Origin of the sequence: Microbacterium gawkjiense (genome assembly GCF_031932225.1) — a bacterium.
GTDB classification, from domain to species: domain Bacteria; phylum Actinomycetota; class Actinomycetes; order Actinomycetales; family Microbacteriaceae; genus Microbacterium; species Microbacterium gawkjiense.
Map to the genome: position 1 here is coordinate 768,707 of NZ_JAUZVV010000001.1, position 15,877 is coordinate 784,583.

Sequence of the window (15,877 nt, forward strand, 5' to 3'; positions counted from 1 at the left end):
CCCCGGGTTCGCTCGGCCCCATCGTTTAGCGGCCTAGGACGCCGCCCTTTCACGGCGGTAGCACGGGTTCGAATCCCGTTGGGGTCACTCCCACAATTTAATAAGCATGGCCCTGTAGCGCAGTTGGTTAGCGTGCCGCCCTGTCACGGCGGAGGTCGCGGGTTCAAGTCCCGTCAGGGTCGCTCCGAGCGACGAGCCCTTTGTTTTCAGAGGGCTCTTCGTCTAGGACATGGCACCTTCGGATGCCATGCGGCTCTGTAGCTCAGTTGGTAGAGCGCACGACTGAAAATCGTGAGGTCACGGGATCGACGCCCGTCGGAGCCACACGGACCGTCGTTACAACGGTCCCAGAAACCCTCGCCTAGCTTCTACATGGCGGGGGTTTTGCTTTGCCCTGGCGTCGGTCCGCGTCATCCGGCCAGTTCGTCGAGCCAGTTCGACCTCAGCCGCAGTGCCCGTTCGGTGCTTGCCGCTGCCAGAACGAGCGTCACGGCGATGTTCGCCTCCGCGGAGAGCCGGATTGGCGACGTGAAGGTGCCGAGGTGCTGCGCGAACAGTTCGATGTGCGAGATCGTCTCGACCAACTGGGGCACGGCGATGCCGACTCCGGCGACGACGAGGACCGATGCGACGACGCCGATCACATGGCTGAGGAACGGATGCCGCCGGTGCAGCGCCGCGCGCCGTCCTTCTGCGGACCGTGGGTGCGGCGTCAACTGTCGTTCCTCCCCTTCCGTCGAGACGAAATGGCATCGTCGGAGCCCGAAGGAGTTCGCGGCGACCTCGATGTGGCCGCCGGGGACGGCGAATCGTGCCGGCAGCCGGGAGACGGCATCCAGCGCGCCGTCTCGGTAGAGCCGCGCCCGCACCTCGCCGTCATCCCGGTCCCCCCACTGGCGAACGTCGACCGTGAAGACGGACGTGGATCCGTTCGCACCGGGGAGCGTGATGGCGAACGTCGACCTGCCGAGCGCCTGCCACCACCGGTAGGGATCGAGGGGACGGCCGTCCCCCGCGCGGACCCGCCGTTCGGCGATGCGCTGCCGCCAGGTCGCCATCAGGCAGCACCACCGAGCAGCCACTGGCTGAGCGGATGGACCAGGTACAGCAGGGAGTACGCCTCCCAGATCGCTCCGACAACCAGGAGGATCAGCGCCGGCACTGCCAAGAGGCCGATGCTCTCGAGTCCCCGGACATACCCATCCCGGTGCCGTTGCACCCCGACACTGCGCGGACGCAGCCAGCTGCGGCCCAGGATCCACGCGCCGAGCAGGAAGAGGACGTAGGCCTGCAGTTCGATCAGGACGGTGAGCGCGTGAGGGATGAGCGCGACCCAGCCGACGGCCGTGGTCTGCACGAGCGTGACCCCCGTCTCCACCGCCCACCACCCGAACAGGGCGAGACCCGCGAAGGGGACCAGCAGCGATGGCAGCACGATGGTGGCGAGGCTGAGGCGGAACAGGTTCACCGCGAAGATCAGCAGGGCGAAGAGGGGAGCCGAGGAGACCACCGACCTCACCAGGTCGGCCGTGCCGTCGGATTCGAGCGCGTCCGCGCGGGCGGTGTTCAGCTCGGGGAAGAGCAGCCCGAGCGCGAAACCGACGAGGACGAGGCTGTATGCGGCGACGTTGAGGAGCACGTAGGCGCGCGCGTTCGTCCGGATGAGGTGGCCCGGCCGGCGCCAGAACGGCAGGGCGGACGAGGCTACGGGGACCATGGATGTGCGAAAAGGCATGCATCCATCCCACGCCGCCGGTGACGATCGCGGCAGTGCCGACGCATCACCGATGAGCGTGACATTTGTCAGTCGGAGCCGGGAAATCCACCGCCCGCAAGGAGCGTGCGCACGAACGCCGGACGGAGACGACTGTTCTCGGCCATCTGATCGGCCGCGAGTCCGGACACGGCGAGTTCGCGGACGATCGCCGACGCCCTGATCTCCAGCTCGGACGCCTCGAGCGGTCCCCTCGGGAGTTTGCCAGCTCGCGCCCGAGTCGATCCAGAAGTGCCTGTTGCCTCTCGGTGAAGCGCCGCCCCTCGGAGCCGGGAATGCGGATCGTCCAGTCGGGCTCGTCGTTGCTCATGCCCGCGCATCCTGACACGTCGGTGTCACTGCGCTGACCCTCACCGCGGCTCCGTCACCCGCACCAGCCCGCAGTTCAGGCACGACCACGCGACCGTGAACCGCTCGTCGTCGAGGATCTCGAAGCGCAGCGGATCGCCGCAGGTGGGGCACCTGACCGCCGGACGCTCGCTCACGGATCGAGCCTAAGCGCGGGGCGACAAGACCAGCCCGGCTACCCTGATCGCATGCCGCCCCTCCTCAGTGCTCAACGGCGGTCGCGCCTGGTCGAGATGCTGGCCGAGTCCGGCAGCATCCGCCTCGAACCCGCCGCCGACGCGCTCGGCGTCTCGGTCATGACGGTGCGCCGCGACCTCGACGACCTCGTCCGCGACGGGCTCGCGCGACGCGTGCGCGGCGGCGCCGTCGCGGCGATCGTGCCGCAGGGCTTCAGCGAGCGCATCGCCGCCCGCGGCGGCGCCAAGGCCGAGATCGCCCGCAAGGCGCACGACCTGCTCCCCCACCGCGGCGCCGCGGCGATGGATGCCTCGTCCACCGTCGGGGCGCTGCTCGCCACCCTCGACGACAGCCACGAACTTCTCGTCGTCACCAATTCGTACGACAACCTCCGCACCGCCCAGGCCCGGCCGGGCATCGACGCGATCCTCCTCGGCGGACGCCTCGAACCGCGCACCGGCAGCTTCGTCGGCGCACAGGCGTGCGAGAGCGCCGCCCGCTTCCACTACGACCGCTTCTTCACGAGCGCCGCCGCCCTCGACCCGTCCTTCGGCACCAGCGAAACGACCCTCGAGGAAGCCGAGGTCAAGCGCGTCCTCTCGGCGAACGCCGACGAGACCGTCGTGCTCGCCGACTCGTCCAAGCTCGAACGCCTCGCCGTCGCGCGCGCCCTCGAATGGAGCGACGTCGACCTGCTCGTCACCGAGCTGGACCCTGCCGACGATCGGCTGTCGCCGTTCCGGGATCTGGTCGACATCCGCTGACTCTGTTAGATTGTGAAAGGTTTCACAAAATCTTTCACGTCTGAGCCTCGCAGGAGAGTCGATGTCTTCCACGCCCACGGCCGCCGCCGAACTCATCGCGCGCAGCAACCGCCTCGGATCCGACCCCAAAGTCACCAACTACGCCGGCGGCAACACCTCCGCCAAGGGCACCGACACCGACCCCGTCACCGGCGAGCCCGTCGAGCTCCTCTGGGTCAAGGGCTCCGGCGGCGACCTCGGCACCCTGAAGCCCGAGGGACTCGCCGTCCTCCGCCTCGACCGGATGCGCGCGCTCGTCGACGTCTACCCGGGCGTCGAGCGCGAAGACGAGATGGTCGCCACCTTCGACTACTGCCTGCACGGCAAGGGCGGCGCCGCCCCCTCGATCGACACCGCCATGCACGGACTAGTGGATGCCGCCCACGTCGACCACCTGCATCCCGACGCCGGCATCGCCATCGCGACCGCCGCGGACGGCGAGAAGCTCACCCGCGAGATCTTCGGCGAGAAGGTCGCGTGGGTCCCGTGGCGCCGCCCCGGCTTCCAGCTCGGTCTCGACATCGCCGCCATCAAGGCCGAGAACCCCGACGCGATCGGCTGCATCCTCGGCGGCCACGGCATCACCGCCTGGGGCGACACGTCCGAGGAGTCGGAGCGCAACAGCCTCTGGATCATCGAGACCGCCCAGGCCTACATCGACGCGCACGGTGCGGCGCAGCCCTTCGGCGGCGTCCGCGCCGGCTTCGACGCACTGCCCGAGACCGACCGCCGCGCGAAGGCCGCAGCCCTCGCGCCCACGATCCGCGGGCTCGCCTCGACCGACAAGCCGGTGGTCGGCCACTACACCGACAGCGACGTCGTGCTCGACTTCCTCGCGTCCGAGAAGGCACCGGCGCTCGCGGAGCTCGGAACGAGCTGCCCCGACCACTTCCTGCGCACGAAGGTCAAGCCGCTCATCCTCGACCTGCCCGCCTCGGCGAGCGTCGAGGACTCGATCGCGCGCCTGCACGAGCTGCACGCGGCCTACCGCGCCGACTACCAGGCGTACTACGACGCGCACGCGACGGCGGACTCTCCCGCCATCCGCGGAGCCGACCCGCTCATCGTCCTCGTCCCGGGCGTCGGCATGTTCAGCTACGGCGCGAACAAGCAGACCGCCCGCGTCGCCGGCGAGTTCTACGTGAACGCGATCAACGTCATGCGCGGCGCCGAGGCGCTCTCGACCTACTCCCCGATCTCGGACGCCGAGAAGTTCCGCATCGAGTATTGGGCCCTCGAAGAGGCGAAGTTGCAGCGGATGCCGAAGCCCAAGACGCATCAGGGGCGCATCGCGTTCGTGACCGGCGCGGCATCCGGCATCGGCAAGGCGATCGCGACGCGCCTCGCGGCCGAGGGCGCGTGCGTCGTCGTCGCCGACCTCGACCTCGAGAAGGCGCAGGCCGCCGCCGCCGAGCTCGGCGGTACGGACGTCGCCATCGGCGTCGCCGCGAACGTGGCGGATGCCGCGGGGGTGCAGGCCGCGATCGACGCGACCGTCCTCGCCTTCGGCGGCATCGACCTCGTCGTGAACAACGCGGGCCTGTCGCTGTCGAAGCCGCTGCTCGAGACCACCGAGAAGGACTGGGATCTGCAGCACGACGTCATGGCGAAGGGCTCGTTCTTCGTCGCGAAGGCGGCGGCGAAGGCGCTCATCGAGCAGAAGATGGGCGGCGACGTCATCTACATCTCGTCGAAGAACTCGGTCTTCGCCGGCCCCAACAACATCGCGTACTCGGCGACGAAGGCCGACCAGGCCCACCAGGTGCGCCTGCTGGCCGTCGAGCTCGGCGAGCACGGTGTGCGCGTCAACGGCATCAACCCCGACGGCGTCGTCCGCGGCTCGGGCATCTTCGCCGCCGGCTGGGGCGCCAACCGCGCCGCGACCTACGGGGTGAAGGAGGAGGACCTCGGCCAGTTCTACGCGAACCGCACGATCCTCAAGCGCGAGGTCGTGCCCGAGAACGTCGCCGACGCGGTCTACGTCCTCACCGGCCCCGAGCTCTCGCGCACCACCGGCCTGCACATCCCCGTGGACTCCGGCGTCGCCGCCGCCTTCCTGCGTTAAACACGGCCCGCGGTCGAATCACTCCAGAGGAAGATGGTCCCCATGGTGCAGCGTCAATTCCCGAAGCCCGTCGAGCTGCTCGAGCTCATGCAGTTCAAGAAGCCCGAGCTCAACGGCACGAAACGCCGACTGGATGCCGCGTACACGATCGCCGACCTGCGGAAGATCGCGAAGCGCCGCACCCCGAAGGCCGCGTTCGACTACACCGACGGCGCCGCCGAGGGCGAGACCTCGCTCGCCCGCGCCCGTCAGGCGTTCGAGGACGTCGAGTTCCACCCCGACGTGCTGCGCCCGGCGGAGAACGTCGACACCTCCGTCGAGATCCTCGGCGGACCGTCCGCGCTCCCCTTCGGCATCGCCCCGACCGGTTTCACCCGTCTCATGCAGACCGAGGGCGAGGTCGCGGGCGCGGGAGCGGCGGGGGCCGCCGGCATCCCGTTCACCCTCTCGACCCTCGGGACCACCTCGATCGAGGGCGTGAAGGCCGCCAACCCGAACGGGCGCAACTGGTTCCAGCTGTACGTCATGCGCGATCGCGAGATCTCGTACGGGCTCGCGAAGCGCGCCGCCGAGGCCGGGTTCGACACGCTGCAGTTCACCGTCGACACCCCCGTCGCCGGCGCGCGCCTGCGCGACAAGCGCAACGGCTTCTCGATCCCGCCGCAGCTCACCCTCGGCACGATCGTCAACGCGATCCCGCGGCCGTGGTGGTGGATCGACTTCCTCACGACCCCCAAGCTCGAGTTCGCCTCGCTGTCGGCGACGGGCGGCACGGTCGGCGACCTGCTCAACGCCGCGATGGACCCGACGATCAGCTACGAGGACCTGAAGGTCGTCCGCGAGATCTGGCCCGGCAAGATCGTCATCAAGGGCGTGCAGAACGTCGAGGACTCGAAGCGCCTCATCGATCACGGCGTCGACGGCATCATCCTCTCGAACCACGGCGGGCGCCAGCTCGACCGGGCACCCATCCCCTTCCACCTGCTGCCCACCGTCGTGCGCGAGGTCGGCAAGGACGCGACGGTCATGGTCGACACCGGCATCATGAACGGCGCCGACATCGTCGCCGCGATGGCGCTCGGCGCGAAGTTCACCCTCATCGGCCGCGCCTACCTGTACGGCCTCATGGCGGGCGGCCGGGCGGGCGTCGACAAGACGATCGAGATCCTCCGCAGCGAGATCGAGCGCACGATGAAGCTCCTCGGCGTCGCCTCGATCGCCGAGCTCGAGCCGCGGCACGTGACGCAGCTCACGCGCCTCGCGCCGATGCCCCGTACCGACGTCTGAGCCCGCGCGCTAGCCTGGCGCGGTGAGCGCAGCGGACGAGACCGGACCCTTCTTCCACGGCACGAAGGCCGATCTGCGGATAGGTGATCTGCTGGTCGTGGGGCGACGCTCGAACTACCGGCCGTCGATCGTGATGAACCACATCTACTTCACGGCGCAGCGCGACGGCGCGGGCCTCGCGGCCGAGCTCGCCGCCGGCGATGGCGAGCCGCGCGTCTACATCGTCGAGCCGACCGGGCCGTTCGAGGACGACCCGAACGTCACCGACAAGAAGTTCCCCGGCAATCCGACCCGCTCGTACCGCAGCACCGAACCGCTGCGCATCGTCGGTGAGATCACCGACTTCCCACGCCTGACGCCCGACGCCCTCGCGGACTGGAAGCGCCGGATCGCCGCGATCGAGGAGTCCGGCGGCGAGATCATCAACTGATGGCCGGCGTCATCCGCTTCTGCCGCAGCCGCAACGCCGGCCGCCGGTGCACCCGCCCGCTCGATCACCCCGGCCTGCACCGGCACCGTGCCATCATGTGGACGGATGCCGCCGCCGACCCCGCCGGATGCCCCGGCTCCGGTCGACCCGGCGAGCCCGCCGCAGCACTCGCGGACGGCTGGCCCTCCGGGCGCGCCCTCTGCCCCGTGTGCCACCGCTTCGTCCCCCTCGAAGACGGCAGGCTCACCGCACACGAGACGTCGGATCCGCAGGAGACGGATGCCGAGACCGCCCACCGCCGGGAGTGGCTCAACACCCACGGCTGGTGACGGCCCCCGTGTCCCGGCTGCATGACATGCTGGCGGGATGCGCATCGCCGTCACAGGGTCCTCCGGCAAGCTCGGCACGGTCGTGGTCCGCGAACTCCGGGCCGCCGGTCACGAGGTCATCGGCTTCGACGTCCACGGCCGGCGCGGACCCGGCTTCGTCCAGGTCGACCTGACCGACTACGGCCAGGTCATCGACGCGCTGACCGGGGTCGGCGACCAGCACGACGGCGTCGACGCGCTCGTGCACCTCGCGGCGATCCCGGCCCCCGGCATCCGCTCGGACGTCGCGACCTTCCACAACAACATCGCGAGCACGTTCAACGTGTTCTGGGCGGCGCTGCGGATCGGCATCACGAAGATCGTCTACGCCTCGAGCGAGACCGTGCAGGGGCTGCCGTTCGACGTCCCGCCGCCCTACATCCCGGTCGACGAGGACTACCCCGCGCGCCCCGAGTCGGTGTACTCGCTCGTGAAGCACCTCGAGGAGCAGATGGCGATCCAGCTGACGCGCTGGTACCCGGCGGCATCCATCACCGCCCTGCGGTTCTCGAACGTGATGGTGCCGGAGGACTACGCGGAATTCCCCTCCTTCGACGCCGACGCCCGCGGCCGCAAGTGGAACCTGTGGAGCTACATCGACGCACGCGACGGTGCGCAGGCGGTCGCGCGGGCCCTCGAGGTCGCGCCCGCCGGGTTCGACCACTTCCTCATCGCCGCCGCCGACACCGTCATGAGCCGCCCGAACGACGAGCTGGTCGCCGAGGTGTTCCCGGATGCCGAGACGCGCGGCGACCTCGGCACGCACGATTCGCTGTTCTCGACCGCGAAGGCGCAGCGCCTGCTCGGCTACCGGCCGCAGCACTCCTGGCGCGACCACGTGAGCTGAGAGGTCAGCCGCCGAACTCGGCGTAGACCGCGATCTCGGTGTGGTTCCACGCGCAGGTCTCGGCGATCGGCCGGTGCACCTCCCAGAACTCCTGCACCTCCGTCATCCCACCCGGGATCGGCGAGCGCTCCGCGAGCACGTCGCGCATGGCGGCGAAGCCGTCGGCGAGCGACGTATCCGACGCGTCGGCGAGCGCGGCGGCCGCCCGTGCCGCGGCATCCACCCGCGTGTTCCATTCGTCGGCTCCGAACGCGGCGTAGAAGCCGTAGCCGTCGTCGGCGTTCGAGACCTGGCTGTACACCTGCGAGTACGCCTCGCACTCCTCGACCAGGTCGGCATCCTGCACGAACGGCTCGGACGAGTAGGTGACGGAGAGGGTCCACCCGACCTCCGGCCCGATCGACAGCCACAGCATCCCCGACGATCCGTACGTCCAGGGCCAGGCCAGGGTGCGGGAACCGTCGCACTCGCCCGACAGCGGCGCCTGGCCGAGCATCATCGCGTCGCCCAGCTCGGCGATGAAGTGCGACGGGGCGTCGCAGGAGAGGTCGACGAGTACGGAACGCGCGGCCGCGGGCACGGCCAGCGGCACCCGCTCCTCGGTCCGAGGGCCGACGCCCGACACGGTCTGCTCGCCGACGATGATCGGCCCGTCGGCGGGGATCACCACGGGGGTCGCCACCGGGGTCGGGTCGGGGCTCGCCTCGGGGGTCGGCTCGCTCGCCGCCTCCGCGACACTCCGGGCCTCCGTCGCGGTCGCGACGCACCCCGTCGTCAGGACCAGCGCCGCGACGGTGAGGACGAGACCGCTCCGCACCCGGCGCGCTCGGGTGTCACCGGCATCCCCCCAGATCATCCCCCCTGTCTAGCAGAGGGGTCAGATCGTGCGCAGCCGCGAGGCCCGGACGATCTGGATGACGCCGAGCAGGATGAGCGAGACGCCCATCCACAGCCAGAGCACGAGCGCGCCCCAGACGGGCGCGAAGAGGATGGCCACCCCCGCGACGAGGCTGAGAACCGCGAACGCGATCGTCCAGCCGCGCGACCGGGTGCCGCGGAGGGTCGTCAACGCGACGACACCCTCGACGATCCACAGGATGCCGACCAACGCACCCAGGAACGTCGCGAGCGTCTCGGCCGCGAGCCCGAGGTTCGAGAAGGCGACGACACCGCCGATCACGAAGATCAGGCCCAGGGCGATGTGGCCCACGCGCGCCCAGGAACCCGCCGTGCGCGACAGCAGCCCGATGGCGACGTTCACGATGCCGGCGACGACCGCCCACGCCGCGATGATCCCGGCGACGACCATCGCGGTCTTGCCCGGCCAGACGAGGATCAGGATGCCGACGACGACCGCCAGCAGCCCGCCGATCAGGAGGGCACCGCGGATGCCGCCCACCACCGCCCGTGCCGATCCCTGCGTGCTCATCGCGCACTCCCCTCGCCGGATGGGGCCAGGCTATCGGCCGTACCCCTCGGCGGGAAGGCACCCGCCCCCAGCCCTCACAGGAGGTTCGCCGGGGACATCCTCAGTCCCCCCCGGGCAGGCGCCATTAGGCTGAGACGTCCCGTGCCCGCCGAGCATCGCGAGCCCCGCCATGGATCTGTCGATCATCGTTCCGACCTTCAACGAGGGTCCGAACGTCGTCGAGCTGCTGCGGCGCATCGGTGACACGCTCGACGGCCGCGTCTTCGAGGTCGTCTTCGTCGACGACTCGACCGACGACACGGCCGACATCATCGCGGCAGCGGCCCGCACGTCGCCCTTCCCCGTCCGCCTGATCCACCGCGAGCAGCCGGTCGCCGGTCTCGGGGGCGCCGTCGTCGCCGGGTTCCAGGCGGCGAGCTCGCGCTGGTGCCTCGTCATGGACGGCGACCTGCAGCATCCCCCCGAGGACATCCCCCGCCTCATCGAGCGCGCCGAACGCGGCGACGTGGACGTCGTCGTCGCTTCGCGGTACGCGTCGGGCGGCACCTCGAAGGGACTCGCCGACGCGACCCGCACCGCCGTCTCGCGCGCCTCGACCGCGCTGACGAAGGCGATGTTCCCGCGCAAGCTCGCGAACTGCACCGACCCGATGACGGGGTTCTTCCTGCTCGACACGCACGCCGTCGACGTCGACGCCTTGCGCCCCCGCGGCTTCAAGATCCTGCTCGAGGTGCTCGCCCGTCGTCAGCTGCGCGTCGACGAGGTGCCCTTCGACTTCGCGCAGCGCCACGCCGGCACCTCGAAGGCGACGTTCACGCAGGGCGTCCGCTTCCTCACCCAGCTCGCGATGCTGCGCTTCGGCCGAATGTCGGCGTTCGCGCTCGTCGGCGGGTTCGGCGCCATCGCGAACCTCGTGATCATGTGGGGCCTCATCCGCCTCGGGATGGACTACGTCCCCGCCGCCGTCGTGGCGAGCGTCGTGACGATCATCACGAACTTCCTGCTGCTCGAGTACCTCGTCTTCGCCGACATGCGCTCCGAATCGGGCCGCATGCTCACCCGGTTCCTGAAGTCGTTCAGCTTCAACGGGCTCGAGGCGATCGTCCGCATCCCGGTGCTGTCGATCCTCGTCGAGGGAGCGCACATCCCGGCGGTCCTCGCCGCCGCCCTCACCCTCGTCGCCGCCTTCGTGCTGCGCTTCGTCTTCCACGCCCTCGTCGTCTACGCCCCCCGCAGATCCGGGCGCCGCGCGGCGCAACCCGACGCCGCGCCCACGGCGGTGGGCGGGCGTACGCTGGAGTGATGACCGACACGTCCGCTCAGATCACGATGTTCGGCGCCGACTGGTGCCGCGACTGCCGCCGCACGAAGGCGCAGCTCGACGGCCTCGGAGTCGACTACCGCTACATCGACCTCGAGGCCGAGCCCGACGCCGCCGATGTCGCCCGCGAGATCTCCGGTCGCACCAACATCCCCGTCGTGGTCTACCCCGACGCGACGCACCACGTCGAGCCGAGCAACGACGACGTCGCCGCGAAGCTCCGCGAACTCTCGCTCATCTGAGCCCACCCGCGCCGCGACGATGACGACGACGTCACCGGCCACGCCCCGGGACCGCTCCCCCGACGCCGACACCCGCGCCGCCCTCGACGCGGCGCTCGCGCGCCTGCGCACCGGCTCCGCGGACTGGCGCGCGCTCCCCGCCGCCGCCCGGCGCGACCTACTCCGCGAGGTCCGCGCGGCCGTCGCCGACGCCGCCGACGACTGGGCGCGCGTCGCCGCCGAGAGCAAGGGCCTCGACCCACGGCATCCGCTCGCCGGCGAGGAGTGGCTCGCCGGTCCCTACGCGGCGCTCGTCGCGCTCGACGCGTACGCCGCCAGCCTCGACGCCCTCGCGCGCGGCCGCAGTCCGCTCGCCGGCGTCCGTCTCGGCACCGGCCCCGGCGGACGCACCGTCGTGCACTCCTCGCCCCTGCGCGCCTCGGACCGCCTGCTGCTGTCGGGGTACACCACCGAGGTATGGCTGCAGCCCGGCGTCACCCCGCACGAGGCGAGGGATGCCGCGGGCCTCGCGTCGCGGCATCCGCACCGCGCCGGCGGCGTCGGTCTCGTCCTCGGGGCTGGCAACGTCACCTCGATCCCGTTCCTCGACGTGTTGTACGAGCTGCTGGCCGAGGGGCGCGTCGCGCTCCTGAAGGTGAACCCCACGCAGGACGCGCTCGTGCCCGTGTTCGAGCGCGCCTTCGCACCGCTGATCCGCGCGGGCCTCGTCGCCGTGGCGAGCGGCGGCGGCGACGTCGGGGCGTACCTCACGCGGCATCCCGGGATCGACCACGTCCACATCACGGGATCCGAGACCACCTTCCGCGCCATCGTCGGAACGGGCGAGGACCGGCTGCGGGTGCCGATCACCGCCGAGCTCGGCGGGGTGTCGCCGATCATCGTCGTGCCGGGGCGCTGGTCGAAGGCCGATTTGCGGTTCCAGGCGGAGCACGTCGCGACGATGCGGCTGCACAACAGCGGCCACAACTGCATCGCCGGGCAGGTCGTGCTTCTCAGCCGCGACTGGGACCAGCGCGAGGAGTTCGTGCGCGAGCTGCACCGGGTCTTCGGGCGGACGCCGCAGCGTCCCGTCTGGTACCCGAACGCCGCCGACCGACTGCAGCGCGTGAGGGACGTGTACCCGGATGCCGCGTGGTTCGCCGGCGACACCCGCGCCATCGCGGCGGGCGGCGGCGAGATCGAGACGACGGAGTACTTCGCGCCCGTGCTCGGCGTCATCGACCTCCCGGGCACCGGGGCCGCGTTCCTCGACGCGGCGGTCGCCCACGCGAACGACCGGCTCACCGGCACCCTCGGCGCCAATGTCCTCGTCGACCCGGCGACCCTGCGGGATCTCGGCGCCGGCTTCGAGGACGCCCTCGCGCGCCTGCGCTTCGGCACCGTGGCCGTGAACGCGTGGACCGCGTTCGGGTTCCTGACCCCGACCGCCACCTGGGGCGCGTACCCGGGCGGCACGATCGGCGACGCGCCCAGCGGGATCGGCGTCGTGCACAACGCGCTACTACTGGACGGGGTCGAGCGGACGGTCGTCCGCGGACCGTTCCGGCCCTTCCCGCGCTCGCTCGGCCGAGGACGGTTCTCGGTCCTGCCGAAACCGCCGTGGTTCGTCACCTCGCGCACCGGACGGGCCGTGTCGGAGGGGTTCACGCGCTTCCGCATGGACGGCCGGGTCGGGCCGCTGCTCCTCACCCTCGTGCGGGCGTTCGGCGCCTGACCCCCGCCGCGTGACCGGCCGCGGCGGGCGGCGACGGCGGGGCGGATGAACATCGGCTGACGCCGAGTTTACGAATCGCACTCGCACGCTCGCCCGGTGCGCGCTACAGTTGCCTCCGAGTGGATCGCGCGGCCGGGGGGTCGCGCGGAGGTCTTTGGGGGACCGCGAAGCTCGCTTGGGGAACATGCAGCCGCCTTGGGGGCGGATGCAGTGACGCACATTGCTTGGGGGCATGATGCGGCAGCTGACCGATGTGTGTGGGGACGCTCGGTGACCGCGGTCGACGGCATCGCGCCGGGTCTCACGCTGCCCGGGCTCGGCCCGAAGACGGCGCCGCGCACCTCGACCGCTGAGGCGCCCCGCGCCTCGGCGGCGCTCGTCGGCCGCCTGCAGTGGGAGCGCCGGTTCCGCACGCGGCTCCGCGTGAACGACGCCGTCGTCGTGGCGGTGTCCTGCACCTTCGCGACCATCGTCTCGCTCACCGCCGCTGCGCCCTCCGACATCGCCGTCCGGAACCGGGTCATCATCGCGGTCGCGACCGCGATGATCTGGCTCATCTCGCTCGGCCTCTTCAACACCCGGTCGACGACGGTCGTCGGGACCGGGCCCACGGAGTACGCGCGCGTCGCCCACGCGACCGGGCTCGCGTTCGGCCTGCTCGCGATCGTCTTCGTGGTGTTCGAGTGGCACGGCATCCGTGCGCAGCTGTTCACCGCGCTGCCGCTCGGCACCCTGGCGCTCCTCGCCTCGCGGTGGGCATGGCGACGATGGCTCATCGCCCAGCGCGCCGAGGGCCGGTACGCCTCGCGCACCGTCGTCGTCGGCTCGCGGGACGACGTGGAGTACGCGATCCGGTCGCTCGGACCGGCCGGCCAGCTGGGATACCTCGTCGTCGGTGTGGCCCTGCTCGACGACGACCGGGACTCGCTCACCGTCGACGACGTCGTGTACCCGGTCACGCGCGGCGACGACGCCGTCCTGCGTGCCGCTGCGATCCACGAGAGCGACACGATCGTGGTCGCGAGCCAGCCCGCCGGCGACCCGGCGTACGTGAAGCGGCTCGCGTGGGCGCTCGAGGGCACCGCGGCCGAGCTCGTGATCTCGAGCCGCCTCACCGACGTCGCCGGGCCGCGCATGTCGCTGCGGCCCGTCGAGGGGATGCCGCTCATCCACGTCAAGATCCCGAGCTTCGAGGGAGCCGCCTACTACGTGAAACGGGCGCTCGACATCCTCGTGTCGCTCGCCGCCCTCGTCCTGTTCGCACCGATCGCGCTCGTGATCGCGATCGCGATCACGGCCGACGACGGCGGTCCCGTCTTCTTCCGCCAGGCGCGCGTCGGGCGCGACGGACGCGAGTTCGCGATGCTCAAGTTCCGCACGATGCGGGTGGATGCCGAGGCCGAGCTCGCGGCACTCCTCGCCCACAACGAGGGCTCGGGGCCCCTCTTCAAGCTCCGGCGCGACCCGCGGGTGACGCGGGTCGGCCGGTTCCTGCGGTCGTTCTCACTCGACGAGGTGCCGCAGTTCTGGAACGTGCTGCGCGGCGACATGAGCGTCGTCGGTCCGCGGCCGCCGCTGCCGTCCGAGGTGATCGCCTACGACGGCACCGTGTCGCGCCGCCTCTACATCAAGCCGGGCATCACCGGCCCCTGGCAGGTCGGCGGACGCAGCGACCTCTCCTGGGAGGAGAGCGTCCGGCTCGATCTCCGCTACGTCGAGAACTGGACCGTCATGACGGACCTGGTCCTGATGTGGCGGACAGCCAAGGTCATGGTCACCACCGAGGGAGCGTACTGATGGTCATCGAAATCCCGCGGCGGCTCGACAGCGAGCCGGTCCGCCTCACCCAGGACGAGCGGCCCCGCGCCACGCGGACGCTCGAGATCGCGATGATCGGCACCCGCGGGGTCCCGGCCTCGTACGGCGGCTTCGAGACCGCCGTCGAGGAGATCGGTCGTCGGCTCGTCGAGCGCGGACACGGCGTCACCGTGTACACGCGGGGCTCCGAGAGCCGCGCCCGCGAGTACCTCGGCATGAAGGTCGTCCACCTGCCCGCCCTCCGGGTGAAGCAGCTCGAGACGCTGAGCCACACCGGGCTCTCGGCCGTGCACGCCGTGTTCGGCCGCCGACCGGATGCCGCCTTCGTCTTCAACGCGGCGAACTCGCCGTTCCTGCCGGCGCTCCGCGCCCGCGGCATCCCGACCGCCCTGCACATGGACGGCCTGGAATGGAAGCGGTCGAAGTGGGGCCGGCGCGGCAAGGCGTACTACCGCTGGGCAGAGGAGTTCGGCGTCCGCACCGCCGACGCGCTCATCGCCGACGCCCCCGGCATCCGCGACTACTACGACCGCGAGTTCGGCGTGCCGACCGAGCTCATCCGCTACGGCGCCCCGATCCTCGAGGACGCCCCGGCCGACGGCATCCGCTCCCTCGGCCTGACACCGGGCGGATACCACCTCGTGGTCGCCCGGTTCGAGCCCGAGAACCACGTGCTCGAGATCGTCGAGGGCTACCGCAGGAGCTCCGCGACCCGGCCCCTCGTCGTCGTCGGCTCCGCGCCCTACGCCGCCGAGTACACGCAGCAGATCCGTGCCGCCGCAGGCAGCGATCCCCGCATCCACTTCCTCGGCGGGGTCTTCGACCAGGACCTGCTGGACGCGCTCTACTTCCACGCGCTCACCTACGTGCACGGGCACTCCGTGGGCGGGACCAACCCGTCGCTCCTGCGGGCGATGGGGGCCGGCACGGCCGTCCTCGCGTACGACGTCGGCTTCAACCACGAGACGCTGGCCGAGCAGGGCCTGTTCTTCGCGGATGCCGCCGAGGCCGGCCGACACTTCGCGACCCTCGAGGGCGACCCCGCCGGCGCGACCGTGATGGGGCGGATCGTCCGCGAGCGCGCCCGCGAGGCGTTCCGTTGGGACGACATCGCGACCGACTACGAGGACCTCGCCGTCCGACTCGCCCGCGGCGAGTCGATGCACCTGCTCGGGCGTCGAGCGCGGCGCCGGCCGGACTCGACCCGCTGACCCGAACCCCCCGGCGTCGGGCCGCGGTGTGCGGCACCGCGGC

At 71.1% G+C, this 15,877-nt stretch carries 16 protein-coding genes and 3 tRNA genes; 14 read left to right on the forward strand and 5 right to left on the reverse strand.

Features of this window, described 5'->3' with window-relative positions; genetic code table 11:
* Positions 1-14 precede the first annotated feature (14 nt).
* The 3 genes from Q9S71_RS03740 to Q9S71_RS03750 all read left to right on the forward strand — a co-directional run bounded on the left by Q9S71_RS03740 (position 15) and on the right by Q9S71_RS03750 (position 324).
* A tRNA-Glu gene (locus Q9S71_RS03740) sits at positions 15-87 on the forward strand.
* Between the two features lie 21 nt (positions 88-108).
* Positions 109-182, forward strand: a tRNA-Asp gene (locus tag Q9S71_RS03745).
* A gap of 69 nt (positions 183-251) precedes the next feature.
* A tRNA-Phe gene (locus tag Q9S71_RS03750) sits at positions 252-324 on the forward strand.
* 86 nt (positions 325-410) lie between these two features.
* On the opposite strand, the gene Q9S71_RS03755 is transcribed toward Q9S71_RS03750, so the two are convergent.
* The 3 genes from Q9S71_RS03755 to Q9S71_RS03765 all read right to left on the reverse strand — a co-directional run bounded on the left by Q9S71_RS03755 (position 411) and on the right by Q9S71_RS03765 (position 2,259).
* Positions 411-1,058, reverse strand: coding sequence for a hypothetical protein (locus tag Q9S71_RS03755; RefSeq protein WP_311860585.1), 648 nt, complete (start codon positions 1,056-1,058; stop codon positions 411-413).
* The gene (locus Q9S71_RS03760) at positions 1,058-1,735 is read right to left on the reverse strand and encodes a hypothetical protein (protein ID WP_311860587.1); all 678 of its coding nucleotides are present in this window, start codon (positions 1,733-1,735) and stop codon (positions 1,058-1,060) included. Before Q9S71_RS03760 ends, Q9S71_RS03755 begins: the two co-directional genes overlap by 1 nt.
* 389 nt (positions 1,736-2,124) lie before the next feature.
* Positions 2,125-2,259: a hypothetical protein gene (locus Q9S71_RS03765; protein ID WP_311860590.1), complete on the reverse strand. Its 135-nt coding sequence runs from the start codon at positions 2,257-2,259 to the stop codon at positions 2,125-2,127.
* A 51-nt stretch (positions 2,260-2,310) separates the two neighbouring features.
* Between Q9S71_RS03765 and Q9S71_RS03770 the strand changes: the two genes are divergently transcribed.
* From Q9S71_RS03770 to Q9S71_RS03795, 6 genes are all read left to right on the forward strand, one after another.
* Positions 2,311-3,063 carry a DeoR/GlpR family DNA-binding transcription regulator gene (locus Q9S71_RS03770; RefSeq protein WP_311860592.1) on the forward strand — a complete coding sequence of 251 codons (753 nt, stop codon included), beginning with the start codon at positions 2,311-2,313 and terminating at the stop codon, positions 3,061-3,063.
* Between the two features lie 61 nt (positions 3,064-3,124).
* Positions 3,125-5,167, forward strand: a complete 2,043-nt coding sequence (locus tag Q9S71_RS03775) for a bifunctional aldolase/short-chain dehydrogenase (RefSeq protein ID WP_311860593.1) — start codon at positions 3,125-3,127, stop codon at positions 5,165-5,167.
* A gap of 42 nt (positions 5,168-5,209) precedes the next feature.
* Positions 5,210-6,454, forward strand: a complete 1,245-nt coding sequence (locus Q9S71_RS03780) for an alpha-hydroxy acid oxidase (RefSeq protein WP_311860595.1) — start codon at positions 5,210-5,212, stop codon at positions 6,452-6,454.
* A gap of 22 nt (positions 6,455-6,476) precedes the next feature.
* Entirely contained in the window at positions 6,477-6,884 is a 408-nt protein-coding gene (gene arr, locus Q9S71_RS03785; protein WP_311860597.1) for an NAD(+)--rifampin ADP-ribosyltransferase, read from the forward strand.
* Positions 6,884-7,213 carry a hypothetical protein gene (locus Q9S71_RS03790; protein ID WP_311860599.1) on the forward strand — a complete coding sequence of 110 codons (330 nt, stop codon included), beginning with the start codon at positions 6,884-6,886 and terminating at the stop codon, positions 7,211-7,213. Before arr ends, Q9S71_RS03790 begins: the two co-directional genes overlap by 1 nt.
* A gap of 37 nt (positions 7,214-7,250) precedes the next feature.
* The gene (locus tag Q9S71_RS03795; protein WP_311860601.1) at positions 7,251-8,099 is read left to right on the forward strand and encodes an NAD-dependent epimerase/dehydratase family protein; all 849 of its coding nucleotides are present in this window, start codon (positions 7,251-7,253) and stop codon (positions 8,097-8,099) included.
* 4 nt (positions 8,100-8,103) lie between these two features.
* On the opposite strand, the gene Q9S71_RS03800 is transcribed toward Q9S71_RS03795, so the two are convergent.
* Together Q9S71_RS03800 and Q9S71_RS03805 are read right to left on the reverse strand one after the other, a co-directional pair.
* Positions 8,104-8,955, reverse strand: coding sequence for a hypothetical protein (locus tag Q9S71_RS03800; RefSeq protein ID WP_311860603.1), 852 nt, complete (start codon positions 8,953-8,955; stop codon positions 8,104-8,106).
* Between the two features lie 21 nt (positions 8,956-8,976).
* Positions 8,977-9,528 (reverse strand): HdeD family acid-resistance protein, encoded by a 552-nt coding sequence (locus tag Q9S71_RS03805; protein ID WP_311860605.1) that lies wholly within the window; start codon positions 9,526-9,528, stop codon positions 8,977-8,979.
* 169 nt (positions 9,529-9,697) lie between these two features.
* Between Q9S71_RS03805 and Q9S71_RS03810 the strand changes: the two genes are divergently transcribed.
* From Q9S71_RS03810 to Q9S71_RS03830, 5 genes are all read left to right on the forward strand, one after another.
* Positions 9,698-10,831 (forward strand): glycosyltransferase, encoded by a 1,134-nt coding sequence (locus Q9S71_RS03810; protein ID WP_311860606.1) that lies wholly within the window; start codon positions 9,698-9,700, stop codon positions 10,829-10,831.
* Entirely contained in the window at positions 10,831-11,091 is a 261-nt protein-coding gene (locus Q9S71_RS03815; protein WP_311860608.1) for a glutaredoxin family protein, read from the forward strand. The genes Q9S71_RS03810 and Q9S71_RS03815 overlap by 1 nt, the downstream gene beginning before the upstream one ends.
* 19 nt (positions 11,092-11,110) lie before the next feature.
* On the forward strand, positions 11,111-12,805 hold the full coding sequence (locus tag Q9S71_RS03820; protein ID WP_311860609.1) for an aldehyde dehydrogenase family protein: 1,695 nt from the start codon (positions 11,111-11,113) through the stop codon (positions 12,803-12,805).
* Between the two features lie 270 nt (positions 12,806-13,075).
* Complete coding sequence (locus tag Q9S71_RS03825; protein ID WP_311860610.1) at positions 13,076-14,602, forward strand: sugar transferase; 1,527 nt, start codon at positions 13,076-13,078, stop codon at positions 14,600-14,602.
* The gene (locus Q9S71_RS03830) at positions 14,602-15,834 is read left to right on the forward strand and encodes a DUF1972 domain-containing protein (protein WP_311860611.1); all 1,233 of its coding nucleotides are present in this window, start codon (positions 14,602-14,604) and stop codon (positions 15,832-15,834) included. The genes Q9S71_RS03825 and Q9S71_RS03830 overlap by 1 nt, the downstream gene beginning before the upstream one ends.
* The last annotated feature ends 43 nt before the right edge of the window (positions 15,835-15,877 follow it).